The following is a 25,658-nucleotide window of genomic DNA, read 5'->3' as shown; positions in this document are numbered from 1 at the left end:
CTGCGCCCTATTCTCTGTCCTCATCAGCTGCGGCGCCCCTATATATTTCACCCGGCTTACGCCTCATTCTGCCCTTCTGCTTCACCTCTGAGATACTTAAAGGCAGTTATTTTCTCTGAACGTATGATGAGCGAGGAATTGTGTCTGAGTCGACCAATAACACCGCGCATCCCAAGCCGAAGAAGTCCACGCCTAAGCGTCGTAGCCCCTTGCGGGTGACGATTGCTGTGGTGGCGGTGCTCATTGCCGCTTTTGTGGGTGCGTCTCAGGTGTACACGGACTGGCTGTGGTTTGATCAGCTGGGTTATAGCACCGTGTTCACTACCCAGATTTTGTTGAAGGCCGCCGTGTTTGTGGTGGCTGCCCTGGTGGTTTCTGTGCCGCTGTGGGCTTCGATGTCCTATGCGGTCCGTCATGCTGATGTGGCGCCCGCGTCTGAGAAGAAGCCGCAGGAGGCACCGAACCCGAATCAGAGCGTGCCGACCAGCGGCACGGATGCTGCCGAGCAGATGCTGCGTGACGTGTTTGGTCAGCAGCGTGCTGAGGAGAGCATGCGCCGCTACCACGAGAGCGTGGATAAGGCGCGTAAGGTTCTGCTGATTGCGGTTCCGCTGCTGTTGGGCCTGTTCATTGCTTCGGCGACGATGACTCAGTGGAGCACGGTTGCACTGTTCTTCAACCAGCAGTCCTTCGGTAAGACGGACCCGGAGTTCGGTCTGGATTACGGTTTCTTCCTGTTTGCGTTGCCGTTCTTCCGCATGGTGGTGACCCTGGTGACCTCCGCTGTGGTGCTGTCGGCGCTCGCAGGCCTGTTTATGCACTACTTCTACGGCGGCATTAAGGTGCAGCCGGGCGGTGTGAGCACTACTGCGGCGTTCCGTCGTCACGCTGCGATTGTGGCAGCTGCGTTCTTGCTGACTCGTGCGGTGAGCTTCTGGCTGGACCGCTATTCGTCGACTCAGCAGCAGGTGGGCCGCTGGGCTGGCGCAATGTACACGGACGTGAACTCGTCGATCCCGGTGAACGCTATTTTGGCGATTTCTGCTCTGCTGGTGGCTGTCATGTTTGTGGTGGCGGCGTCGATGAATCGTTGGCGTCTGCCGCTGATTAGCACCGCGATGCTGGTGGTTGTTGCTCTGGTTGCTGGCGGTCTGTACCCGTGGATTGTTCAGCGTTTCCAGGTGGTTCCGAATGAGCAGGGTGCTCAGTCGAAGTTCATTCAGCGCAATATTGATGCGACCCGTTACGCGTACGGTCTGGACAAGATTGAGACCACCCCGTATGACGCGACGATTGATACTCGTGCGGGTGCGTTGAGCTCTTCGAGCGCGACCATTGCGAATATTCGTCTGTTGGATCCGAATGTTGTGTCCTCGGCGTTTGCGCAGATGCAGCAGTTCCGCCCGTACTACCGTTTTGATTCGCAGCTGTCGGTGGACCGCTATGCGGTGGGTAACACCACGCAGGATACGGTGCTTGCTGCGCGTGAGCTGAACCCGGCGCAGACGAGCGGCGATTCTTGGTATAACCGCCACGTGGTGTACACCCACGGTTACGGTGTGATTGCCGCGTATGGTAACCAGGTTGATTCTGCGGGTAACCCGAAGTTCTTGCAGTCCGGCATTAAGGCGACCGGTACCCTGAGCGAGGATTACGAGCCGCGTATTTACTTCGGCATGAGCTCGCCGGAGTATTCGATTGTGGGCGGTAAGGGCGACACCCTGGAGCTGGACCGTCCGCTCTCTGCTGATGAGACCAAAGCCTCCGATGCGAAGTACACCTTCGCCGGTTACGGTGGTCCCCGTGTTGATTCGCTGCTGGCTCGCCTGTCCTACGCGATCAAGTTCCAGTCCTCTGACATTCTGCTGTCGGATGCGGTGCGTGAGGGTTCGCAGATTCTGTACGAACGTAACCCGCTGGATCGTGTGCGTAAGGTGGCGCCGTACCTGAGCGTGGATTCTAAGCCGTACCCGGCGATTGTGAATAACCGCGTGCAGTGGATTGTGGATGCTTACACCACGAGCGACCAGTTCCCCTACGCGCAGGGTAGCTCCCAGGATGCGGCAACCGCTGCGGGTGCTCAGCGTTCTAACTCGGTGAATTACATCCGTAACTCGGTGAAGGCTACCGTGGACGCGTACGACGGTTCGGTAACCCTGTACGCATGGGATGAGGAGGATCCGGTGCTGAAGGCGTGGCAGGGTGTTTTCCCTGGCACGGTGAAGAGCTACCGCGAGATGAACGCGTCGCTGATGAGCCACGTGCGTTACCCGACTGACATGTTCAATATTCAGCGCACCATGCTGAATAAGTACCACGTGACGAACGCGAATAGCTTCTACGCCGGTGACGATGTCTGGTCGATTCCGAACGACCCGACCAATGATCGTAACCAGCCGATTTCGCCCTACTACCTGTCCCTGCAGATGCCCGGCGATTCTCGTGCGCACTTCTCGTTGACGACCACGTTCATTCCTCAGCAGAGCGATTCGAACTCTCGTAACGTGATGTACGGCTTCCTTGCCGCTAACGGTGATGCCGGTACCGGTAAGGATGGCGAGCGTAGCGCCGATTACGGCAAGCTGCGTCTGCTGGAGTTGCCGCGTTCATCGGTGGTTCCCGGACCCGGTCAGGCTCAGAATATTTTCAACTCTGATGCTGAGGTGTCGAACCAGCTGAACCTGCTGCGCCGCGGTTCCTCTGAGGTTATTAACGGCAATATGCTGACTCTGCCGGTGGGCGGCGGCATGCTGTACGTTCAGCCGGTGTACGTGCAGTCGAGCGGTGACGCTAAGTACCCGCGTCTGCAGCGTGTGCTGGTGAGCTTCGGCGATAAGGTCGGTTTCGCTCCGACTCTGGAGGAGGCGCTGAACCAGGTGTTTGGTGGCTCTTCGGGCGCGAAGCTGGACGGTTCGGCGGCGGCTAGCCCCTCGGCTTCTGCCTCCGGTTCCTCTGGTACTTCGGGCGCTTCGACCGGCGGTTCGTCGGCTTCGCAGTCTTCGGAGCTGAAGCAGGCTCTGACGGATGCCTCGAAGGCGATGACCGATGCTGATGCGGCAATGAAGAAGGGCGACTGGGCTGCCTACGGTGAGGCTCAGAAGCGTCTGGAATCAGCCGTGAAGAAGGCTCTGGAGGCTGAGGAGGCGCAGAGCGCGGCTTCCGCTAAGGCTTCGGCAGCGCCCAGTGCCTCTGCGGCTCCGAGCGCCTCTGCAGCTCCCAGTGCCGCGGCTTCTGCAAGCGCCCCCGCAAGCGCGAAGCCCAGCGCCAGCGCCTCGGCTTCTCGCTAAGACTAAGAGGCTAAGCCTAAGAGACAGCGGGGGAGTAGCCCATACCGGATGCTCACGGGTCTAGCGTCCTCGCTCTAGATCCGGGGCCTGCACTGGATACGGCTCCTACCGACTAGCTCTAGCGGTCTCTGCGGGAACATCTCTGCGGGAACGGGGTGGAAGTGATTCACTTCCACCCCGTTCCTGTATGTTCTACCCCTGGCACTGCCCCGTAGCCCCTATTCCTACCCAACTGCTTTCTACCCAACTGCTTTCTACCCAACAGCCCCTATTTTTGTGTGCTTGGTTACAAATCGCGTTTTTGGCTTGCATGCCCGGTTTGGGGTCTGTATAGTTGTATGAGTCGCCGCGGGGTGGAGCAGTTCGGTAGCTCGCCGGGCTCATAACCCGGAGGTCGCAGGTTCAAATCCTGTCCCCGCAACCAGAAAAACCCGGTATCTCAACGAAAAGTCGCTGAGATACCGGGTTTTGTTTTGCCCTGACGAGACCGAATCCCTATGTTATTCCCTACCTTTCAGCCAAACTCAGGCCCGTCGTCGAGGTGGGGGGAGGGGGGACTATCACCCAACATCGAGGACTATCATCCAACGCCCCTTCGGGGCGTATGACTATCTTCGCTCGTGCATGATCTCGTGGGAGGGAGGTTGCAGAGGAGGATTTTCACCGCCTAATCGGCGTTGATACCGGCTGTTTACCGCCTGAAAATGCAAAAGCGGTATAGCATTTTCCCTCGTATCGCAACCGAATCCCAACCCTTTACCGCCTTCACCGCCTAAAACCGAAAACTTTTATATATACACACGCATATGTAGGAAGATGAACACTCGCGTGTACACTTTTTAGAAATTAGGCGGTAGAGGCGGCAACACACCATGTTTTGACTGATATACCAACGTTTTCGATATACCGCTTAGCCTCAAACAGGCGGTAACTAAGCGGTGAAAGAGTAGCGTCCCGCATAGTGGTGTAACCGTGTGGTGATCGGCCCGTTGCTTGTGATGGGTGCGGTCACCGTGTGATCCTTCGAGAAAGCTCTTCTACTTCTGACTCGAAATGATTTGGAGGCACAACGATGACCGCTCCTCATATTATCGACCCTGCTGGCATGCTTGGCGAGGCGTTGTCCCAGGCATCCCCAGATTTGATGCGTTCCTTGCTCCAGCACGTCATTAACGCGTTGCTATCAGCGGACGCTGATGCGGTGTGCGGGGCCCAGTGGGGTCAACAAGATCCGCAGCGTCACACCAGGCGCAACGGGTATCGCTACCGGCCCCTGGACACCAGGGTCGGCACCATCGACGTGGCGATCCCCAAGCTGCGCTCAGGCACCTACTTCCCAGAATGGTTACTGCAACGGCGCAAACGCTGTGAAACCGCGTTGATCACAGTGGTCGCTGACTGCTACCTGGCAGGAGTATCCACGCGCCGTATGGACAAGCTCGTCAAAACCCTGGGGATCACAGGACTGTCCAAGTCCCAGGTCTCACGGATGGCAACAGACCTCGACGAACACGTGGACCAGTTCCGCAACCGGCCCCTCCACGATGCCGGGCCTTTCACCTTCGTCGCCGCTGACGCACTGACCATGAAAGTACGCGAAGGAGGACGCGTCGTCTCGTGCGCGGTTCTGGTTGCCACCGGAGTCAACAATGACGGACACCGCGAAGTGCTGGGGGTGCGCGTGTCCACCAGCGAGACCGCTCCAGCCTGGAAGGAGTTCTTCGCCGACCTGGTCGCCCGAGGCCTGACCGGCGTGCGCCTGGTCACCAGTGATGCCCATCTGGGCCTGGTTGAGGCCATCGCCGCCAACCTACCCGGAGCCACCTGGCAACGATGCCGTACCCACTACGCCGCTAATCTCATGTCCGTCACCCCCAAAGCACTATGGCCCGCTGTCAAAGCGATGCTGCACTCGGTGTATGACCAGCCCGACGCGGCATCGGTCAACGCTCAATACGACCGGCTCTTGGACTACGTCCACGACAAGCTCCCCGCCGTGTGTGATCACCTCGATCAAGCCAGGGCAGACGTCCTCGCGTTCGCGTCCTTCCCCACCGGGGTGTGGACCCAGATCTGGTCCAACAACCCCAACGAACGCCTCAACCGCGAAATCCGCCGCCGCACCGACACCGTGGGAATCTTCCCCAACCGACAAGCAATCATCCGCCTAGTCGGAGCCGTCCTCGCCGAACAAAACGACGAATGGGCCGAAGGCCGACGCTACCTCAGCCTCGACATCCTCACCAAATCACGACTCACACCACAACCCACCGGGCAGGAGGACACCCCACTCCAACTCAGCGCATAACCCAACCCGAAGGACACAAAACGATTACACCACTCCACAGGACTTGACCTGAGCAAGAGCACGTTCTACAATTGACGCATAAGTTCAAGGAGGTTCGTATGACCGCTTACGACCACTCGTCGGGGTACACCTACGGCACCGATGCCGTCCCCACGTCTCCGCTCACACTCGAAGACCTGCGCGAGATTGAAGGCGCCGCGCACGTCCAGCCCGGTGACGCAGAGTTGCTCGCGCGAGCAGAACCCATCCTGGCGCCGCATGCCATGGAAATGGTCGACACGTGGCGCGGGATTTTGGCTCAAAAGACCTACCTGGCAGCACATTCCGCGCATCCGGATGGACAGCCGAACCCCGAGTACGCGCAGGCGTCAAAGCCCCGATTCGCCCAGTGGGTCATCGACATGTGCACGCGCGAGCGGGATCAGGCGTGGTTGGACTACCAGTACCTGATCGGAGCTCGACACATGACCGCGGCGAAGAACGCGGCGGATGGGGCGGACTCGACGCCATTCGTGCCTCTGCGCTACGTGCTCGCCTTCATCGCGCCGACTGTGGAGGTCGGGCACCGTCTCCTGGCGGAGGGCTTCGAGGGCGCAGAACTGGACGCTGTCCGTGACGCGTGGACTCGCGCTGTGACTGTCGCCGTGACAGTGTGGGCGTATGCCTACCGCGATCACCCCGAGCAATTCTGATCCGGCGCTCGCCACCTACGACTCCCCCATCGGCCGCCTCACGCTTGATAGCGGTGTATTCGTCTTTCGCACTCTCTGACTGCTCTCCCTGGAAGCCTCAGTGGCTTCCAGGGAGAGCTTTCTTTCTGGGTTATAGGACACTACGTGTTGCTGGTTGGGTGACTTTTCGGCTTTCTGGTGCGGGAAAGTCACTCTTTCAGTTGGTCGTGTTTGCCTCGTTCCTGTGAATACTGCATCGTGCTCTGTGTGTGGCTGCCCCATGATCCGTCACGGTAAGAAGTCAACAGGAGGTCCTTTGAAGATCGCGGTGGTAGAAGTCCGCTCATCATCAAGGACCTCGACCTCTACCCACAACCCCCGACCAATACCTGGTCACCCACACTCAACTCGGAAGAGCCGGAAATAGCCTTCGTGATAGCGGAATAAAACGAAGGTGTGGAACTTGCAAGGACCGATCTCAAACTGGGATTCGATAGAACAGTTTAGCAAACGCTGACTTCGCTTTGCCGTCACTTGGAAACCTATCCGTTGGAAGTGCAGCTATCCTCACATACGCTTTTCCAAGTGAAGTATAGCTATGCACGTTTCACCGACGTTAGTAAAAACCCCGGAGGTCGCAGGTTCAAATCCTGTCCCCGCAACGGATAACTCCCGATAGCTTAGCTATCGGGAGTTTTTTTATTCCCTAAAACCCGTACTCCCGCCGACCTGTCTCCTTCTGCTGTCCTCCCGTCACCTTCCGACCGCCGGTCTGCCTTCTTTCGCCACCTTCCTGCACCTTTCCTGTCGGCGACCTGTCTTCATTTGCCGCCTACTTTTCTTCTTCTTGTGCTACCTTTCTGCCGCCTGCTGGGCGGCTTTCTTTATATCTCCTGCCTCTCCGTATCTCCTGCCTTCTGTAATCTGCGGAGGGGGTCTTCTGAACCTTGTCGGGGCGGTGCTTCGGGGAGACTGATGGGGGGGGGCAGCCTGCTGCCCCTTCCGGGGTGCTTGAGGTGGATCTTTCGGCCTCTCGAAACCCCTCTTGAAACCTCCTCACGGAATTTCATAGAACCGTCGTGAAAGTACCCTGGACTGGTTTCGGAACGTCTCCCGATGCGTCTTTCGAGGTATTCCTCAGTCCGTCTATCGGGGCTTCAAGCGGGTGTGCCCATGGGGGTGGTGGAGTCACTTCCGAGCGGTTGCTGGAGGGTGGTTACGCCTTCTTGAGACGCTGCTTTTGAGCTCCTTGAAAGGGGATCTGAAAGGGGTCCTGAAGGGGGCTCTGGGGCGGGTCTCAAGAGCGTGATGAGGGGTCCGATAGGATGCCTGGGTGGGAGAGTGGCGAGGGGGCTGTTTTTGCCTCAAAGTGCATTCTCAAAGTGGAATATGCGAAAGGTGCCTATATTCCGGGCTTGGAAATCACCCGTTTTGCCCCGGAATTCCGCGGTTTTTGGCAAAAATTGGGCTTCGAGTGCAACAATTCACTCTGAAAGTGATTGTAATCACATACGAAACATTCAAGTTAATTGTAGAGTTTTTTGAAACTCTTTCAAAAAACGCTCAAAAACCCCGGAAAATCAAGGAAAAATAGCCCATTCAACCTCTACTTGAGGGTGATTCAAGTTAAACTAGAAGCTTAGAAAAAGCTCTTGTTAAGATTGAATCTTGTTCGATACCCAAAAATAGCCCCAAAAAACCGCTGGAAAAGGCTTTTTGACCTGGTAGCTTTGAGTACGTGGTCACCGCGGTCCGCCGCGTAGCTCTCCGGATCAACACCGCACCCCTCCATCACATGAGGACATCCCCGCAATACACACGGGATGGTTGATGGAAGCGTCTCGTGCGGCATCACATCCGCAGGCCGACCGCCTATAGGACTTCTCACCTATAGACCACCTATCACTCAACCACTCACGGGCGTTCGCGCCCCAGAAACACCAACAACGAGGACAACCCCATGGCACTTCGCCCCCGCACTGTTAAGGCTGGCTCTCTCGCAGCCATCGCTGTACCCTCCGTGCTCGGTAGCACCCTGGTCGCACCCGCTTCTGCTTTCGCACCTGTCGTTCAGGACATCCCCGGCGCAGCTACCGCATCCCAGGCTCCGAAGTCTCTGTTCACCTCCACCGTGCAGCCGACCCTCTCTCAGGTTGCTGTGCAGATCCGCCAGCAGGCTGAACAGGCAAAGCAGACTCAGCAGGCTCCCGCAACGACTGCGGTTCAGCCCATCCAGAAGACTTACACCGCCCAGGTTACCCAGCCCGCACAGGCAACTCAGCAGGCGACCCCCTCGGCTACCTTCCAGTCCGCACAGGCTGCTCAGGCTACCCAGGCGGCTCAGCCTTCCGCTCAGCCGACCCTGGCACAGGTTGCACAGACCCCCGCAGCTACCCAGAATGCTGCAACCCCCGCCGCTCAGCCCGCGCAGACCGCACAGGCTACCCAGGCGGCATCCGGTGTGGCGGCAACCCGCACCAACCAGACTTTCCTGTCCTACACTTCCCCGGCTGGTACCACTTCGCAGTACCACGTCTACGCTGAGGGCGTGGACTTCTCCAAGCCCGTTGGCGTGGTCTTCTACTTCGACGGCGACTACTGGCGTAACGACCAGTCCAAGGTCTACGACCCCTCCGGCGAGCTGGCTGAGATGGCTGCATCCGCTGCGGCACAGAACATGCTCTTCGTGCCCGTCATCTCCCCGGACGCTAACCGCTACGATGCAGGCGTGACCTGGTGGGAAGACATGGATCGTAACGGCGAGTTCTTCCGCTCCTTCGCTTCCTCTTTCATTGCGGCTAACGGCGTGGACTCCTCCAACGTGTGGACCATGGGTTACTCCGGTGGCGCAGAGTTCATCACCTACGAGCTGAACACCAAGCCCCAGACCTGGCGTAACGGCGGCGGCTCCATCATGATCGCTGGCGGCGGCCTGGACGAGGGCACCCCCTCGGCTGCGCTGAAGTCCCAGCCCATGTTCTGGTACGCAAACTCGAACGATGGCACCGGCGAGACCTACCCGCAGACCTGGAGCGCACGAGGCGCCGTTGAGGGCGGCTACAACGCCTACCGCAACGCCGGCTACACCAACGCTTCCGCAACCGTGCTGAACGGCTCTGGCCACTTCGACTACAACTTCTCGCAGATTCTGAGCAACTCGCTGACTAAGGGCAAGGCAACCGCCGCTCCCAAGGCTGAACAGAAGACCGAACAGAAGTCTGAGCAGAAGCAGACCTCCGGCCCTCGCGCCCGCACCATGAGCTCCGCAACCTACCAGAGCTACACCTCCCCGGCGGGCACCACCTCCCAGTACCACGTGTACGCGAACAACCTGGACTACTCCAAGCCCGTTGGTGTTGTCTTCTACTTCGACGGCGACTACTGGCAGCGTGACGAGTCCAAGGTCTACACCCCCGATGAGGGCATGCTCGCGGCAATGGGCAAGATCGCTAACGCCCGTAACATGGTCTTCGTGCCGGTCATCTCCCCGGATACCAACGCATCCGGCGACGGCATCACCTGGTGGGAAGATATGGACGCTAACGGCGAGTTCTTCCGCTCCTTCGCGAAGTCCTTCATCAGCCAGAACAACCTGGACGCTTCCCAGGTGTGGACCATGGGCTACTCCGGTGGCGCTGAGTTCATCACCTACGAGCTGACCGACCACAACACCTCCTGGCGTAACGGCGGCGGCTCCATCATGGTCGCAGGCGGCGACTCGGACGGCTCCGTGGACGCTGACGCAACCACCAAGGCATCCCCGATGTACTGGTGGGTTGGCGCGAAGGATACCTCCGGTAACACCAACCCCGTCACCTGGAGCGCACGAGGCGCCGTCGAGTCCGGCTACAACGCATACCTGGGCGCGGGCTTCTCTGACGCCCGTGTGAAGCTGATTGACGGCTTCAGCCACCACGACTACGACCTGCCGCACATCCTGGCGTCCTCCCTGGACTTCGCGGGCAAGACCCCCGCGCTGGGCTACAGCGACCTGTCCGACTCGAACCCGAACTACAACGAGATCAGCTGGAACTCTGATCACCGCATCATGCTCGGCTTCGCGGACGGCACCTTCCGCCCGAACGCGTCGGTTAACCGTGCGCAGCTGGCAACCTACCTGTACCGCGTGGCTGGTCGCCCCGCCGTGAACGCACCGGCCGTTTCGCCGTTCAACGACGTTCCGGTCAACCACCCCGCGTACAAGGAAATCTTCTGGCTGAGCCAGCAGGGCATCACCGGTAGCGACTTCCGTCCTCTGGAGGCTGTCACCGAGTCCACCATGGCTGAGTTCATGTACCGTGCTGCTGGCTCCCCGGCACAGGCCCAGGGCGGCTACGCGTCCCAGGCTCTGGCTTGGACCGCCTCGAATGGTATCGGTACCGGCTCGACCTCCTCGGCAGCCATCACCCGCGACGCAATGGCAGGCTACCTGTACATTTACGCGAACTAGGCTCGCACCCCTTAACGCATAAAGAACCGCCCCGCTCCTGATCTTCAGGAACGGGGCGGTTCTTTTATGTGCTACATCCGCCAGGTCAGCTAGAACAGCTTATCTGGGGAGCTCCCTGTTGGGGAACTCTTCACCGGACCTTTTAGAGGGTCTGGGTGGGAGCTTCCACAGCCAGGGGAGCGGGAGCTGCCGGAGCGTTCTTTGCCTTCAGAGCGGCGAGGCGAGCGTCCAGCTCGGTGTCGCGCTCCATCTGGTCCAGGGTGTTGAACTGAGCGTCCAGGGAGGAAGCTGCCAGCTCCTGCTGACCGATGACGCGTGCCTCTTCGCGGCGAACCTTCTCTTCGAAGCGGCTCATCTCGCTGGTCGGGTCCAGAACGTCGAACGCCTTCAGAGCGTCGTTCACCTGGGTCTGAGCTGCTGCAGTCTTCTGACGTGCGGTCAGCTCATCGCGCTTGTACTTGACCTCTTCAAGCTTGGAGCGCATCTTCTCCAGGCCGTCCTTGAGCTGGTTGACAACCTGAGTCTGAGAAGCCAGCTGAGGCTCAACAGCCTGCGCAGCCTTCTCAGCCAGCAGCTGCTTGTTCAGAGCAATCTTCGCGAGGTTATCGAACTTGTCAGCGTTGGCGACGTCGCCAGCTGCGCGGAACTCATCAGCCTTGTTAGAAGCTACCAGAGCCTTGGTGCCCCACTCCTGAGCGGTCTTGACGTCCTCAGCGTGGTCCTTCTCGAGCAGACGCAGGTTGCCGATGGTCTGTGCTACTGCAGCCTCCGCCTCGCGGATGTTGTTGGTGTAGTCACGAACCATCTGGTCCAGCATCTTCTCCGGGTCCTCAGCTGCATCAATCAGAGCGTTGATGTTTGCCTTAGCGAGCTGTGCAATACGGCCGAAGATGGTCTGCTTAGCCATAATCTCCTACTTTCTGTTCACGGGCTGCGGGGGAGCACTACGCTCCTCGTGAGCCGTGCCCGTATAACTAATTATGTGGCAGATTTCTGGGTGCATGCTGTGAAAATGATGCACGCCTGATTTCTGCAACCTAAACTTTTGGTAAATTACCTCAGGTGTTTTCCGACTGGGGAAGAAAGCGGTGAGGTAAGCTATCCACCCCGCCGGTCAGACTGTAGAAAAACCTACAGAAACCGACCGACAGAATCGGTAGCATCGGAGGCGGTTAGAAGCTACCGCCGTCACCACCGCCGCTACCCCAATCGCCGCCACCGCCGCTGAAGCCGCCGCCCCAGCTGCCGCCGCTACTACCACCACTGCTGTGGCCGCCGCTGCTACCCCAGCTACTGGTGCCGGAGTTCATCGCGGTCATCAGAGCGCCCAGCAGCAGGCCCTTCGCCAGGTCACCGCCGAAGCTACCGCCGCCGCGGTCGTTCTGGTTGTTGTAGTAGTTGCCGACCTCGCTCTGAGCACGGTTCTGCGCGTCGGTCGCCTTCTGGATAGCCATGTTGGCTTCCTTCATCGCGTTCAGCGGATCCGAAGGAGCCAGACGCTGAGCCTGGCCCAGGTGACGCTCCGCCTCAGAGACAGCGGTCAAAGTCATCGGACCCACCGCCGCACGGCGGTTATTGATGTAGCTACGCGCGCCGTTCACCGCAGCGTATGCGGAACGCATCGTACGGTCCAGGTTCTGCTCCGCCGCACGGGAACGCTCGCGGGTAGCACGCATATTCGTCATTGCCTTATCCAGCTCGGCGGAGAGCTGACGCAACTGGTTCGCCAGAGTCAGCGGGTCATTCGGACGAGCCGAAGCGCTCTGGTTGACCTGGTTGAGCACCGCCTCCATACCGGCGGCGACCGCACCCAAATCATCGCGACGCTGAGATGCCGCGAGGCTCTTCGCCTCAGCCACGTCACGCTGAATGCTCAGCAGGTCGGTGCTCAGGCCCAGCTGAGCCTGCTCCAGCTCCTGCGCGCGGGTATTGACCGCAGCACCCAGAGCCTGAATCTGCGAGGCAGCTTCCTCAGCGGTGCGCAGGTGAGCAACCGCCTCCGAACGGGCGGTATTAACGGTCGCCTGGGCCTTCTCAAGCTCCGCAGCGCACAACACCATGTTCGAGTCCAGCAGGGTGGGGGTCTTCGAAATGGGCTCCAGCGCGCTGGGCAGGTAACGCTCCTTCATTGCGCGGTACTGGGCGGCAATCTCCTCTACCGAGGCACGCAGCTGCGGCAGGCGCTGAGCCAGAGCCTCAATAGCCTGCGGTGCCTCCTGCTCCAGGTTGCGCAACTGAGCCAGCTTAGCGTCCTGCTCCTGGGCAATGCGGGTGACTTCCTGAGAATTATCGATAATCTCAGTCAGCCACGCACGCTGTTCAGCTTCGGTATCGGGGATGCTGTCGGTCAGAAGCTGCTGACGCTGGAAAGACTTACGCATCAGATCCTCAGCGCGCGCAATCTCCTGCGCGAACTCGGCGACCTGCTGGTCCGTGTACTGGGCGCGCGCAAACTCCAGCTCCTGCTTCGCGTGGCTCATCGTGGTATCAGCCTGCAGCAGGGCGCTACCGGCGCGGGTACGCAGCTCCTCCAGCGGAACCTCCGGAATGGGGGAGTAGTTACGAGGCGCACCGTAGGAACGCTGAGGCTGCTGCTGAGTGTTCTTCTTCTTACGGCGACGGTACATCGCATAACCGCCGGCACCCACGGTCGCCGCTGCACCCACACCGAGCACACCGGTCACCACGCCCGAAGAGCTACCGCCCTTCTGAGCCTCGATACCCTCAACCGCAGCAAGAGCCGCACCCGAATAATCGCTGTTCTGCAGCTTCGGCTTGATGTAGTTCTGGTACACCTTCGTCTGCTGATCGCTCGAGAGGGTCTTCGTGCTACCCGCCAAGAAATACGCCTGGCGAGTCTCAGTAGCAATCACCAGCACCACATCGGCAGAACCCCAGTTGTTCTTCGTAGCCAGCGCCTTCGTCCAGCTCGAAGAAGTAGACGGGTTCTCAAACTTATCGATCACCACCACGTGCAAATCCACGTTGTGCTTCTTCGACAGAGCCGAAATCTTAGACTTCAGGGTAGCGGTATCACCCAAAGAGTTCGTGGAATCATACACGGTGGTGCCCGTAATCTGCATCGGGTCAGCAGCCTGCGCCGACGTGCTCAAAAATGCAGAACCAGCCGGCAAAACCACCGGTGCACAAGAAAGACCTGCCGCCAGCACTGTGGCACCCAAGATAGTGCGCAGGCGAGGGCGTGCGGGACGAATCTGACGCGCAAAGGCGTGCTCGGTCATGGTCTTTCCTCCGTTGTCGTGAAGTATGAACGGACCGGCACTTCACGGCGTGCTTGTTCATCGCACACCTTAGTGCTGGTCACATTATTAGTGTAGCGGTGGCACAGGGGCACAACGGCACAGATACGAGAATATTGCGCCGCTGTTTGCCGACCGTTTACCGACTTCCCAGGGTTTATACAGGAAAGCCGGTATATAGGAAAACCGGCGTCTAGCCTCACACCAGACCCCGGCTCACCGGTTATGCAGACAGTTAGCGCCGACGCGCAATCTTCAGATTGCTCATCAGATGCTCCACTACCTCCGCGGCATCAACATCGTGGATACTCTGTGCTATGCCGTTCACCACCTGCACCCGCGACGACGAGGCGAACATCCAGCCCAAGAACTGCACCGTATTCAGCAACCTAGAACTGCGTTCTGCCTGCTTTCGCATCTGCGACCACAGGATGCGGGGGACCGGCACGTCACGGCCCTTATACTCCCGGGAGCTGGAGCGGGCGTCCAGAAGCTCAGCGAGCGCCTCAATATTTTCGGTCAGCTCCTTCAAATCCTCATCTCCGGCAGAGGGGCCGACGTAATACCGCTCAACCAGGCTCAAAGGCATGTAACCGCTACAGCTACTCACCCACGCCAGCTTCAACCGCAGATTCTGCAAGCGAAGCACCTGCTGCAGAAGCCGCGAATGAGTACGCAATACCGACAGCGGCATGGAAGAGAACGCCATCGCCTCCGAAAGCAGACCCTCGGAGAGAGCCTCCTCGAAAGATGCCTCGCTCTGATCCACGCTACCCAGCAGAAGCTTGGTGCCCTCGTAGTGAACGAACGCCAGAACCTCGGGAACGCTCGAGAGAGAACGGATGCGCTCGCCAACGGTCGGCAGATCCTCCCCATCGGGGGCGTACTGTTCGCGCGTGTACATCAACGTCTCAATGGGTAGCTCAGCAAGGTGCGGCGAGTAATGAGCGAGCGCCCGCAAATCGGTTACGACCTCCGCCAGAACGCCCTCCTGCTCAACCTGCAGAAGCTCCTCCAGAAGCTCAATGACGGACTGCGCCTGCAAGCTCAAGACCGCAGCGCAGAACTCCGCATCCTGAAGCTCAAGACGCACCTTCTCCAGACGCTCTTCCAGCGTGGACTGCACGCCCTTGAGCTCAAACTCGCTTAGCTGTTCCGGGCGGAGCATACGGTGCGTACCATCATCGCCGGAACGGTAGAAAAGCTCGCTAAACTCCAACGTAGACTGCACGCCCTTCAACGCCCGCTCTCGCAACTTGGGCAGAACGTCAAAGGCGACTTCGGTCATCTCATTCCAGAGCTTGCCCTCATCAATCTTCGAATCCTTACGGGCAGTCTTCTTCCAGGTCTCGGCAAGCTGCATAGCGCGGTCAAAATCGCTCAGCTCCACAAAAGCAGCCAGCTTCTGGGCGCTCTCACGCAGATAACGCACCGCGTACAGGCGGTCGCTCAAAGAATCCGGGAGGGCATCCTCCAGCAGACGCCAACGGAAGGTACGCTCAAAGCACTCCTCCGTCAGGCTAATGACGGTGGCGCTCAAAGAGAGCGCGTGGTCACGGGCAAAAGCGAAAGAACCCGGCGCCTCCGCCAGACGAGGAAGGGACGTATAGAACTCCAACGCCCCGCTCAGCTTCAGCCGAGACGTCCGGATGGTCTCTTCCAGCCCGGCGGCAAGTACCGCGCGGTCAGCCTGAGCAGTCTCCTTGAAACTGTGCAGCGGAGAAACCTGCGCACGCTCCAGCGTCTGCAGATTCATGACCGCACGCATGAGGTAGTTCTCCAGGATCTCGACCTGCTCCCAGCGCTGACGCTGATTCAGCGGAACATGATTCTCCTGCGTGCCGACCAGCAGATGCTGCGGCACACCGCTAATCGACGGCAGCGCAAAGACTTCATCCTCAGATTTACTGACAGAAAGCACCATGGGGTAGCGGCTGCGCTGTGCATTCTCTAGAGGGGGAATGAGCTTGAAGTTGGTGCTCAAAGAGAAATGGTCGGAAGGCGCCGGGTTACTCTGTGCCGGGTTACTCTTGGGAGCCTGCTGGGCAGCCTCCTGCTGCGGGCGCTCTTCAGGCTGCGCCGGGGTGTTCTGGGACATGCTCTGCTGCTCCTGGCTTTCTGCTGAATGGTTCTGCACCAAAGATGAGCCGGAGGCACCGCCCGCCTGCATCGGCTCCAGCGGGGACGGTGCCGCCACCGGCTGAGGAGGCTGAGGTGAGGCAGGGTGAGGCGAGGGCGCCTGAGCCTGCTGTGCCTGAGCCTGTTGAGCTTCGGCAGCCTGATCTTGCTGGGAGCTCGGGGACTGTGCCTGGGGCGCTGCAGATACCGGGGCCTGCGCGGGGTTTGGTACCTGGTTCTGAACAGGACCCTGCGCCGACTGCTGATCGCTACTGCCGGGCTGTGCCGGCTTCGGCTGGTAGTGCATCGGGTAGCTCACCGCACCCTGTACCTGCTGAGGGGGTACTTGCTGATTGGGTGCCTGGTGAGGGGGAACCTGCTGATTCATCGCCTGGTTCTGCTGTTGCTGCTGCTGTTGCAATACCTGCCGCCTAATCTCACGCGCACGACGGCGCGACGGGCTCAACGACGCGAACAACGCCACCACCGCGCAGATCAGTACAAACAAAAGTAGCGCGTACAGGCGGGTTGCGCCGTCCAGCGAAGACGCCACCGCCGGTAGGGTCGGAAGCGCGCCAAGAAGAGCGAAAACAGCAGAAATAATCCTCATGACTTCACCATAACCCAGCTGTCCCCTGAACGCCCGCGGTACCGTTGCCTTACCGCATACTAAAAGGGAAGTAGCCGGGGCGCCGGGTACTCTCCGCCAGTGCTTTCCGCCAGTGCCTCCCGCATCCGCATCACAGTTAAAAGACGATGCGGCGCAAGCCCTCATGCAGGGGCTCACGCCGCATCGATCATCACTCAACTCACTATCACACCCGGGCCGGTCCTCACACCGACCCTTCGGGACATACTGGGGATTCTCACCCCTCCGGTGCAGGGCTCTCATCTCCTGCCCCGGAAAACTATCAAACTCTATGCGCTACCTGCCGGCGGTCAATGCGTGGGTGGCAAGCGGCTGCGCCAGCTCGGAGGCCTTCTCCGCACGATGACGGCGGTACACCATTCCCGAGCAACAAGCCACAATACCCGCACCGATACCGATGGAGCTTGCCAAGACCGCACAGAAAATCAGGGTTCCGATCATCATGGGTTTCTCCTCGTGTTTGTCCTTTACATTGGTTTTCGTTCCTACGTGTCTTCAACATTACGGACCGACTCTGTGCTGAAGCTGTGTATGCGGACGCATCATGCTGTGTAAACCATGGAGAAAAACCGAGTGCTTTAAAAGCCTGAGAGCGACGAAAAATAGCGAACAAAGCTTAGAAAATAACGCTAACTTCCGCGGGATGGCAGAGCGCCCCATGCCAGCAAATCTGCACTGAGTGAAAAAATTGGGAGAAATTCCCAGGGAACTCCCCGAAAACCAACAGCGAAAAGATATCGAACGCTTTGAAACACCATTTAGAGTAGAAAGATAGCGTGCGCCCAGGGTGACGCACATGCGCGACTCTAGGAGAACTCATGACTCAAAACAACGGATGGTCCCACGGCGGCAATGATGGCGTCACTGATGCAACCCGTCCCCTGCAGAACGTGAATGGGCAGGCAGGCTACCAGCAGGGTCAGAACGCGTACCCGCAGGCATACGCCTCTCCCGGATACACCTACCCTCAGGCAGCGGCCGCGCAGGTTGCTTCGGCGCAATCTGCGCCCCAGAACACCGGCAATAACAAGCGTTACGGCGCCGGCGTTGTGCTCACCGCGGCGCTGCTCGCTGCCCTCGTTGGCGGCGGCGTCGGTGCGGGTGTCGGAGGCGGCATTGCGGCATCGAACAACAGCTCCACCAGCACCTCCTCCCGCGGATCCGTCAGCTCCAATATCAGCAACTCTTCCACCGTGGCAGGCGTAGCAGAAACCGCGAAGAAGGTCCTGCCCTCCACCGTGACCGTCATGGCGTCGAATGGTTCCACCTCCGGTGGCGGTAGCGGCGTTGTCCTCGACAAGGAAGGCCACATCCTCACCAACCACCACGTGGCTACCCTCGAATCTTCCAGCGCCGCATCCACCATTGAGGTGCGTCTGAGCGACGGCACCGTGCGCACCGCATCCGTGGTGGGCCTGGACTCTGCCGCTGACCTGGCGGTTCTGAAGATTAACCCCTCCGGCCTGGACCTGCAGCCCATCACCTGGGGCGACTCCTCCAAGCTGGTCTCCGGCGAGGCCGTGGTTGCCCTTGGCGCTCCCTACAACCGCACCGAGACGGTGACCTCCGGCGTGGTCTCAAACGCAAACCGCGTGCAGCCCGCTGACACGAAGGGCCAGAACTACATCCCCATGATTCAGGCGGACGTGCCTATCAACCACGGTAACTCCGGTGGCCCGCTGGTGAACCTCAAGGGTGAACTGGTCGGTATTAACACGCAGACCCAAGCAAGCCAGGACGGTGGCGCCGCTGACGGCATGGCGTTCTCCATTACCTCCAACTACGCCAAGCGCATCTCCTCCGAGATTATCTCCAAGGGCAAGGCAACCCACGGCTACCTCGGCGCAAGCGTGAAGAACAGCCCTGCGGATACCGGTTCGGGCTCCTCCAAGCTCATCCCCGGCGGCGTTGAGATTACCTCGGTGGCTTCTAACAGCCCCGCTTCTAAGGCTGGTCTGCGCACCGGCGACGTGGTGCTCGAAGCCGACGGCCACACCGTGACCAAGAGCGAAGAGCTCAACGGCACCGTACGTGCCGCGGCGGCTGGCTCCGACCTGAAGCTGAAGATCAAGCGCGGCTCCTCCACCCAGGACATCACCGTGACCCTGGGCGACGCCGACAGCCAGAAATAAACAGCCAGAAGTAAAAGGCACTCTGCCTTGAACGGGTAGAAACGCGGCTGGGAAACACCCGCTCAACCGGCTCTACCGTTCAGTAACTCTAACGTTCAATAAGAGTGCCACATGGCGCATAGACAAGAAGCTCCCACCCCATATGCGGGGTGGGAGCTTCTTGTCTAGTACTACAGAACCATAGTGCGCTGCAGACCGGGTTATGCGTTCTTGAGAACCTCGCCCACACGCTTCTGCAAAGCCGGGACAACCTCCTGCTGGAACCACGGATTCTTCGCCTGCCACCTAAAATTCAGCGGCGAAGGATGCACCAGCGGCAGGAACTTCGGAAGGTAAGACTCCCACGCACGAACCGTCTCCGTCAGGTTCTTCTGCGCCTTCGGGGCGTGCGCACCATCCAGGTAGTGCTTCTGAGAGTACGCGCCCACCAGCAGAATGAGCTGTACATCCGGCATGAGCTCGAGCAGCTGCGGATGCCACTTCGGCGCGAAATCCTTACGAGGCGGGTTGTCACCGTGCGCGCCTTTGCCGGGGTAGTAGAAATCCATTGGCAACAACGAAATCAGCTCGGGGTCGTAGAACTGCTCGTCCGTCACGCTCATCCACTCGCGCAGCTTCACGCCGCTCGGGTCATTCCACGGGATGCGGCTCTCCTGCGCGGTACGCCCAGGCGCCTGACCAATCACCACGATGCGTGCCTTCGGGGATGCCGAATAAACCGGTTCCCAACCCTGCTCCGTGAACTTCCTATTCTGCGGATCCAGGCGAATCTGCTCAGCCAGGGGAGGGGTATTTTCCAGAATCTGCTGAACCAGAGGTTCCGGCAGATTATGGTGTGCTGCAACCATGCTAGATGGCGCCTCCCTCAAAACCGTTCTGACGCCACGCCTCAAAAATTGCGATAGACGCAGAATTAGCCAGGTTCAGCGAACGGCGGCCCGGCTTCATCGGAATCTTCACGCGCTCGGTTACGTGCGGGTCCTGCTGAACCTCAGCGGGCAGACCCACCGACTCCGGACCGAACATGAACACGTCACCCGGACGGTACTCAATATCCGCATACGAGGTCGAAGCAGTCGTCGTGAACGCAAAAACACGCTCCGGAGCGAGAGCCTCCCACGCGTCCTCAAGGGTCTCATGCACCGTCACCACGGCAAGGTCGTGGTAGTCCAGACCTGCACGGCGCAGGTGCGCATCATCAAAGTTGAAGCCCAGCGGCTTCACCAGGTGCAGTTCAGCGCCGGTAATCGCCGCCAAACGGATAGCGTTGCCGGTATTTCCGGGAATTTCAGGGGTATAGAAAAGAATCTTGAACACGTTCCTAAGTGTACCGCGCTGCCCCTGAGCGTCCCCCGAACAGCCCCCTGAATAGCCCTGACCAGCCACCGAATAGCCCAGTGGAGTAGCGCTCGCCGACCCAGCCGCTCGTGAACACGCCTAGAAGAGCGCGGATAGAGCGCGATAAAATAAGCGAGGCGAAAAACCGCCGAACAACCCAGCAGGAGGAACCATGAGCGCAGAAACCAACCGTCAGAACGGCCGCGTCTACCTCGACCACGCCGCCACCACCGACGTACTGCCCGCCGCCATCGACGCCATGGTCGAGCAGATGCGCAACGGCGGCAACCCCTCCTCCCTGCACGCCGTAGGACGCGACGCCCGCGCCACCGTCGAGTACGCCCGCGAACGCATCGCCCGCGCCATTGGCGCCGACCCCGCCGAGGTTATTTTCACCTCCGGCGGCACCGAGGCGGACAACCTCGCGGTCAAGGGCATCTACTGGAAGCGCCGCGAAGAAGACCCGCAGCGCACCCGAATCCTCGTCTCCTCCATTGAGCACCATGCGGTGGAAGAAACCTGCGAATGGCTCGAAAAGGCCGAGGGCGCACAGCTCGAATGGATCCCCGTGGACGAGTACGGCAGCGTCAACCCGCAGACCGTCCGTGAGCTCATCGAAAAGAACCCCGAGGATGTTGCTCTGGTGACCGTCATGTGGGCGAACAACGAGGTCGGTACCGTACAACCGATTCCCGAAATTGCCGCTATCGCCGCTGAATACGGTATTCCCGTGCACTCGGATGCGGTGCAGGCGTTCGGCGCGGTGCCCATCGACTTCCACACCAGTGGCGTGGCGACCCTCGCGATTTCTGGCCACAAGATTGGTGGCCCCATGGGTATTGGCGCGCTGGTCGCAACCCGCGCCGTGCAGCTGACCCCCGTGCTCCACGGAGGCGGTCAGGAACGCTCTGTACGCTCCGGCACCATCGACGCGCCCGCCATCGCGGGCTTCGCGGAGGCCGCCGTGCACTCGGTCGAGAACCTCCCCGAGGAATCCGCCCGCATCGCCGCCCTACGCAACGAGCTCGTTGCGGCAATTAGCGCGCTCATCCCGCAGGCACACCTGAGCGGCGAAAACCCGCTCACCGAGGAATACCCCGGCCAGAAGCGACTGCCCGGCAACGCCCACTTCACCTTCGAAAACGCCGAAGGCGACACCCTGCTCTTCCTGCTGGACATGCAGGGCATCAGCAGCTCCACCGGCTCCGCCTGCAACGCCGGGGTGACCCGCCCCTCCCACGTGCTCATGGCAATGGGCATGGACGAAGACACCGCCCGCAGCGCCCAGCGCTTCACCCTCGGCCACTCAACCACCGGCGCCGATATTGCGCGCCTCATCGCGGCACTACCCGCCGCCTACGAACAGGCAGCAAAGGCGGGACTGTCCTCGCAGCTGCCGGACGCCTCCCGCTGGCACTAGAAAACCAGAAGAGAAAATACTGACCCGCTCTCAGCCTGCAATCTCAGCGTTCGCTGAGGGCGGGCTGAGGGTGTACTGCCCAATATCCCGCCGAGCCCCTGCGTACAATGGGTAGCTACAGTAACGGAAAGCGCGCCCACACAGGGCACGCTCCGAATGTTCCTAGAGGCTCAACACAACAGAAGGATAGGCAGTGAAAATTCTTGCAGCTATGAGTGGCGGCGTTGACTCCGCAGTCGCCGCAGCCCGCGCCGTAGACGCAGGACACGAAGTCGTAGGCGTTCACCTCGCCCTATCCCGTATGCCCGGCACCCTACGCACCGGCTCCCGCGGTTGCTGCACCCTCGAAGACTCCATGGACGCCCGCCGCGTCTGCTCCCAGCTGGGCATCCCCTTCTTCGTCTGGGACTTCTCCGAACGCTTCAAGGAAGACGTGGTCGACGACTTCATCTCCGAATACGAAGCCGGACGAACCCCCAACCCCTGCATGCGCTGCAACGAAAAGATCAAGTTCGCAGCGCTCCTCGAGCGTGCCCTCGCACTCGGCTTCGACGCCGTGGTGACCGGCCACTACGCCCGCGTCATCACCACCGAAGACGGCAACCGCGAACTGCACCGCGCCGCCGACTGGGCTAAGGATCAGTCCTACGTGCTCGGCGTGCTCACCCACGAGCAGCTCAAGCACGCCTGGTTCCCCCTGGCGGACACCCCCTCCAAGGCACAGGTCCGTGCGGAGGCGGCAGAACGCGGCTTCTCCGTGGCGAAGAAGCCGGACTCCTACGACATCTGCTTCATCCCCGAAGGCGACACCCGTGCCTGGCTGGGCGACCACATCAAGATGCGCCCCGGCCTCATCAAGGACACCCACGGCGAGGTGCTCGGCGAGCACCCCGGCGCCCAGGCGTACACCGTGGGCCAGCGCAAGGGACTGGCGTTGGGTCGCCCCGCTGCCGACGGTAAGCCCCGCTTCGTGCTGGAGGTGCGCCCCAAGGAGAACGAGGTCATCGTCGGCTCCCGCGAGCTGCTTGCCGTGCACGAAATCCGCGGTATTCGCGCCACCTGGGCGGGCGTACCCGTGGAGCAGGCAGCACGCTTCCTGGAAGAACCCGCGCAAGCTGGTGCCCGCAGCGAAGAGTTCGAGGTGACCGCGCAGGTCCGCGCGCACGCCGACCCGGTCCGCGCCAAGGCGTACATGACCTGGGCGCGCGACCCCGAAGCTGAAGAAGAGGGTGCCCTACGCCTGGAAACCGTGGTGCGACTGCTGGACCCGCTCTCCGGCGTGGCACCGGGCCAGACCATGGTGCTCTACCAGGGCACCCGCGTGCTGGGCCAGTCCACCATCGCCCGCGCCTACTCCCTGGACCGCGAAGACATTCAGGAAACCTTGGGCGCCAACTCCCAGCAGTAGACACCCCCGCGGATTGCCCCAACCACACCGCAGCCGCACCGCATAGAAGACCACACACGATTTGAGGAGAAACCGATGACCGCCGAGAACACGTCCTGCGAATTTGACCCCCACGCCACCTCCATGGGCGATGAAGTCGCACCGGAAGTCTACGAGGAGCTCTTCGCCATGCGCCGCTCCATCGACAACTTCGACGCAGCGCTGGTGCACATCCTCGCGGAGCGTTTTCAGGCAACTAAGCGCGTGGGCATCCTGAAGGCTAAGCACAACCTGCCCGCCGGCGACCCCGGTCGTGAAGAGGCACAGATCGCTCGCCTGCGTGCCATGGCGAAGGAATCCAGCCTGGATCCGGAGTTCGCGGAGAAGTTCCTGAACTTCATTATTTCTGAGGTGATTCGCCACCACGTGCGTATCGCAAACGAGCGCGCCGAACAGGATGGCGAGGCAACTGAAGCCGAGAAAACCGAAGGCTAGTACCGCGCTACTTTCGCGTCGCTGCGTTTGAATCTGTACGTCATCTGATCCCTCTGGATAAACCCCTATGCCCGCTCAATCTTCCAACCGCCAGAACGCCCGCACCGAACCGGTGCCGGAGCGCCTGCTGTTGCTCGGTGAGTACCGTGCCCCCGAGGGGGACGAACTGACCGAACAGGACCTCGCCGCGCTCGCTACGGAGCGTCCGCTGGTGCGCGCCAGCGGCCTGGGCGATTTTCCCGGTGACGATTTGGGCGAGGCGATGTCCCGCGTGGAGGGCGAGCTGGGCTCCCCGCATCTGCCGTTCCTGCCGCACCTTCCGGCGTTGGGTTGGAAGAGCACCCCGCTGGCACGCACGCTGGCGATGTGCGAGGGACTCGCCTTTGACGGTGCCTCGTTTGGCTGGCGCATGGTGCATAGCGGCGGCAGGGGAGCGCGCGAGTCTGCCCTGGCGCAGGATCGTCTGCTCTCGGACATCAACCTTCTCGCTGATCGCGTGGGTGTGCAGAAGAAACGTTTCGGCTCCGGACAGGACACCACCCCGGTGTATAAGATTCAGCTGGTTGGTCCGCTGACTCTTGCCGCCAGCATCTACCTGCCCGGCGGTGAGCGTGCCATCAGCGATGCCGGTGCGAGCCGTGACCTGCTGGAGTCTTTCCTGGAGGGCCTGGAGCGCTGGGTGGAGTCTCTGCGCGAGGCTCTGCAGGCTCCGCGGGCGCTGATTGCCGTGCAGCTGGATGAGTCGGAGTTTCAACGTCTGCTGGAGGGCTCTATTCCTACGGTGAGTGGCTTCCGTTCGTTGCCTTCGCTGCAGCCTCACTACTATCAGCAGGTGTACCGCCGTGTGGCGGAGCGTTTCGCGGAGCTGAACCTGCAGCTCATCCTTGATGTGGACGGCACAGCGCTCAAGCCGGTGCAGGAGCTGAAGTTGCTGAGCCAGGCGCGTCCTACCCTTGATGCTTTGGCGCTGGTGAAGGCGACGCAGGTTGAGGGCGCCGCCCCCTGCGCTTTGCTGTTGCACCCCGACCGTGCTCGCCCGAAGGGGGCTGGAACCTTGCAGGTTCCGCCGCTGAGCGACCCGCGTTCATGGGAGCCCGTGGCGCAGCTGCTGGAGGCGCAGGCTCAGCTGTGGCTTCCGGTGGTGACCTCTGCACAGGTGCCGAATCAGGTGCGTCGCCTGTACAGTCTGTGGCGTGAGGTTGGTCTTGAGCCTGCTCAGTTGAGTTCGGTGGGTTTGATGGCTGATGAGCGTTCTGGTTTGGCTCTTGGATCGCAGTCACCTGGCACGGTGAGTGTGCTGGATGCCACGGCTTCGCTGGCTCGGGTGACAGAGTGTGCCCGTGCATTGGCTGAGTGCGCGGTATGATTAGAGAATCAGCTTTTTATGTAAGTATTTACGACAATTCTTTAGGGAGGTACTGTGAGCGCAAGCGACGCACACACCATTTTGGTGGTTGATGACGATGATGCTCTGGCGGAAATGATTGGCCTCGTGCTCGCGCAAGAGGGCTTTAACGCTGTTTTCTGCGAAAATGGCGGCCGCGCTTTTGAAACTTTTATGCGCTCCACTCCCGATTTGGTGCTTTTGGATTTGATGCTTCCTGGCATGAACGGTATTGAAGTGTGCCAGCAAATTCGCCGTTCTTCTAATGTGCCGATTATTATGTTGACCGCTAAAAGCGACACTGAAGACGTTGTTAAAGGTCTTGAGGCTGGCGCTGATGATTACATTGCGAAGCCTTTTAAGCACGCTGAATTGTTGGCGCGTATTCGTACTCGTTTGCGTCCGCGTGAGAGCCGCCAGCTGGTTGTGTCTATTGGCGATATTGTCATGGATATGGATGGCCGTACCGTCAAGTACCACAGCACTGAGGTTCCGATGACTCCTCTGGAGTTTGACCTGTTGGCTGCGCTGGTGCGTCACCCGGGTCAGGCGTTGAGCCGTCAGGAACTGCTGGACATGGTCTGGGGTTACACTGATGTGAGCGATTCGCTGGTAAACGTGCACGTCCAGCGTTTGCGCGCTAAGTTTGATGAGCTGGGCGCGGAGCGTTTTATTCAGACGGTCCGCGGTGTTGGCTATAAGATTCCGACCGAGCTGGTGGGATCTTCCGGTAGCTAATCGGAACCTATTCATAGGCGA

Annotated in this window: 16 protein-coding genes and 1 tRNA gene; 11 read left to right on the top strand and 6 right to left on the bottom strand. The window is 60.2% G+C overall.

Annotated elements, in window-relative coordinates:
- The first annotated feature begins 140 nt into the window (after positions 1 to 140).
- The 5 genes from AB8E48_RS03465 (at position 141) to AB8E48_RS03445 (ending at position 10,716) form a co-directional block, all read left to right on the top strand.
- Positions 141 to 3,287: a UPF0182 family membrane protein gene (locus AB8E48_RS03465; protein WP_368885777.1), complete on the top strand. Its 3,147-nt coding sequence runs from the start codon at positions 141 to 143 to the stop codon at positions 3,285 to 3,287.
- Positions 3,288 to 3,634: 347 nt separating this feature from the next.
- Positions 3,635 to 3,711 (top strand) — tRNA-Met (locus AB8E48_RS03460).
- Between the two features lie 648 nt (positions 3,712 to 4,359).
- A complete protein-coding gene (locus AB8E48_RS03455; protein WP_005505322.1) occupies positions 4,360 to 5,595 on the top strand; it encodes an IS256 family transposase in 1,236 nt (411 codons plus the stop codon).
- Between the two features lie 98 nt (positions 5,596 to 5,693).
- Positions 5,694 to 6,287 (top strand): protoglobin domain-containing protein, encoded by a 594-nt coding sequence (locus AB8E48_RS03450; RefSeq protein ID WP_368885776.1) that lies wholly within the window; start codon positions 5,694 to 5,696, stop codon positions 6,285 to 6,287.
- 1,939 nt (positions 6,288 to 8,226) lie between these two features.
- Entirely contained in the window at positions 8,227 to 10,716 is a 2,490-nt protein-coding gene (locus AB8E48_RS03445; RefSeq protein ID WP_368885775.1) for an S-layer homology domain-containing protein, read from the top strand.
- Positions 10,717 to 10,858: 142 nt separating this feature from the next.
- On the opposite strand, the gene AB8E48_RS03440 is transcribed toward AB8E48_RS03445, so the two are convergent.
- The 4 genes from AB8E48_RS03440 to AB8E48_RS03425 form a co-directional block, all read right to left on the bottom strand.
- Positions 10,859 to 11,623: a PspA/IM30 family protein gene (locus AB8E48_RS03440; RefSeq protein ID WP_368885774.1), complete on the bottom strand. Its 765-nt coding sequence runs from the start codon at positions 11,621 to 11,623 to the stop codon at positions 10,859 to 10,861.
- Positions 11,624 to 11,888: 265 nt separating this feature from the next.
- Positions 11,889 to 13,958 carry a TPM domain-containing protein gene (locus AB8E48_RS03435; protein ID WP_368885773.1) on the bottom strand — a complete coding sequence of 690 codons (2,070 nt, stop codon included), beginning with the start codon at positions 13,956 to 13,958 and terminating at the stop codon, positions 11,889 to 11,891.
- Between the two features lie 253 nt (positions 13,959 to 14,211).
- The gene (locus AB8E48_RS03430; RefSeq protein WP_368885772.1) at positions 14,212 to 16,704 is read right to left on the bottom strand and encodes a non-ribosomal peptide synthetase subunit; all 2,493 of its coding nucleotides are present in this window, start codon (positions 16,702 to 16,704) and stop codon (positions 14,212 to 14,214) included.
- A 315-nt stretch (positions 16,705 to 17,019) separates the two neighbouring features.
- A complete protein-coding gene (locus AB8E48_RS03425) occupies positions 17,020 to 17,187 on the bottom strand; it encodes a hypothetical protein (RefSeq protein WP_168167599.1) in 168 nt (55 codons plus the stop codon).
- 374 nt (positions 17,188 to 17,561) lie between these two features.
- Between AB8E48_RS03425 and AB8E48_RS03420 the strand changes: the two genes are divergently transcribed.
- Positions 17,562 to 18,875: a S1C family serine protease gene (locus AB8E48_RS03420; RefSeq protein WP_368885771.1), complete on the top strand. Its 1,314-nt coding sequence runs from the start codon at positions 17,562 to 17,564 to the stop codon at positions 18,873 to 18,875.
- 200 nt (positions 18,876 to 19,075) lie between these two features.
- On the opposite strand, the gene AB8E48_RS03415 is transcribed toward AB8E48_RS03420, so the two are convergent.
- A complete protein-coding gene (locus tag AB8E48_RS03415; protein ID WP_368885770.1) occupies positions 19,076 to 19,723 on the bottom strand; it encodes a uracil-DNA glycosylase family protein in 648 nt (215 codons plus the stop codon).
- Between the two features lies 1 nt (position 19,724).
- A complete protein-coding gene (locus tag AB8E48_RS03410) occupies positions 19,725 to 20,192 on the bottom strand; it encodes a tRNA (cytidine(34)-2'-O)-methyltransferase (protein ID WP_005508556.1) in 468 nt (155 codons plus the stop codon).
- A gap of 193 nt (positions 20,193 to 20,385) precedes the next feature.
- On the opposite strand from AB8E48_RS03410, the gene AB8E48_RS03405 reads away from it, so the two are divergent.
- The 5 genes from AB8E48_RS03405 (at position 20,386) to mtrA (ending at position 25,637) form a co-directional block, all read left to right on the top strand.
- Positions 20,386 to 21,633, top strand: coding sequence for a cysteine desulfurase family protein (locus AB8E48_RS03405; protein WP_294643990.1), 1,248 nt, complete (start codon positions 20,386 to 20,388; stop codon positions 21,631 to 21,633).
- 193 nt (positions 21,634 to 21,826) lie between these two features.
- Complete coding sequence (gene mnmA, locus AB8E48_RS03400) at positions 21,827 to 23,041, top strand: tRNA 2-thiouridine(34) synthase MnmA (RefSeq protein WP_368885769.1); 1,215 nt, start codon at positions 21,827 to 21,829, stop codon at positions 23,039 to 23,041.
- A gap of 75 nt (positions 23,042 to 23,116) precedes the next feature.
- Positions 23,117 to 23,515: a chorismate mutase gene (locus AB8E48_RS03395; protein ID WP_368885768.1), complete on the top strand. Its 399-nt coding sequence runs from the start codon at positions 23,117 to 23,119 to the stop codon at positions 23,513 to 23,515.
- A 67-nt stretch (positions 23,516 to 23,582) separates the two neighbouring features.
- Positions 23,583 to 24,881, top strand: coding sequence for a methionine synthase (locus tag AB8E48_RS03390; protein ID WP_368885767.1), 1,299 nt, complete (start codon positions 23,583 to 23,585; stop codon positions 24,879 to 24,881).
- Positions 24,882 to 24,935: 54 nt separating this feature from the next.
- Positions 24,936 to 25,637, top strand: a complete 702-nt coding sequence (gene mtrA / locus AB8E48_RS03385; RefSeq protein ID WP_368885766.1) for an MtrAB system response regulator MtrA — start codon at positions 24,936 to 24,938, stop codon at positions 25,635 to 25,637.
- The last annotated feature ends 21 nt before the right edge of the window (positions 25,638 to 25,658 follow it).

Origin of the sequence: Rothia mucilaginosa (assembly GCF_964211445.1) — a bacterium.
Classification (GTDB): Bacteria; Actinomycetota; Actinomycetes; order Actinomycetales; family Micrococcaceae; genus Rothia; species Rothia mucilaginosa_E.
Note: the sequence above shows the minus strand (reverse complement) of the source record. Positions and strands in the feature narration are given on the sequence as shown.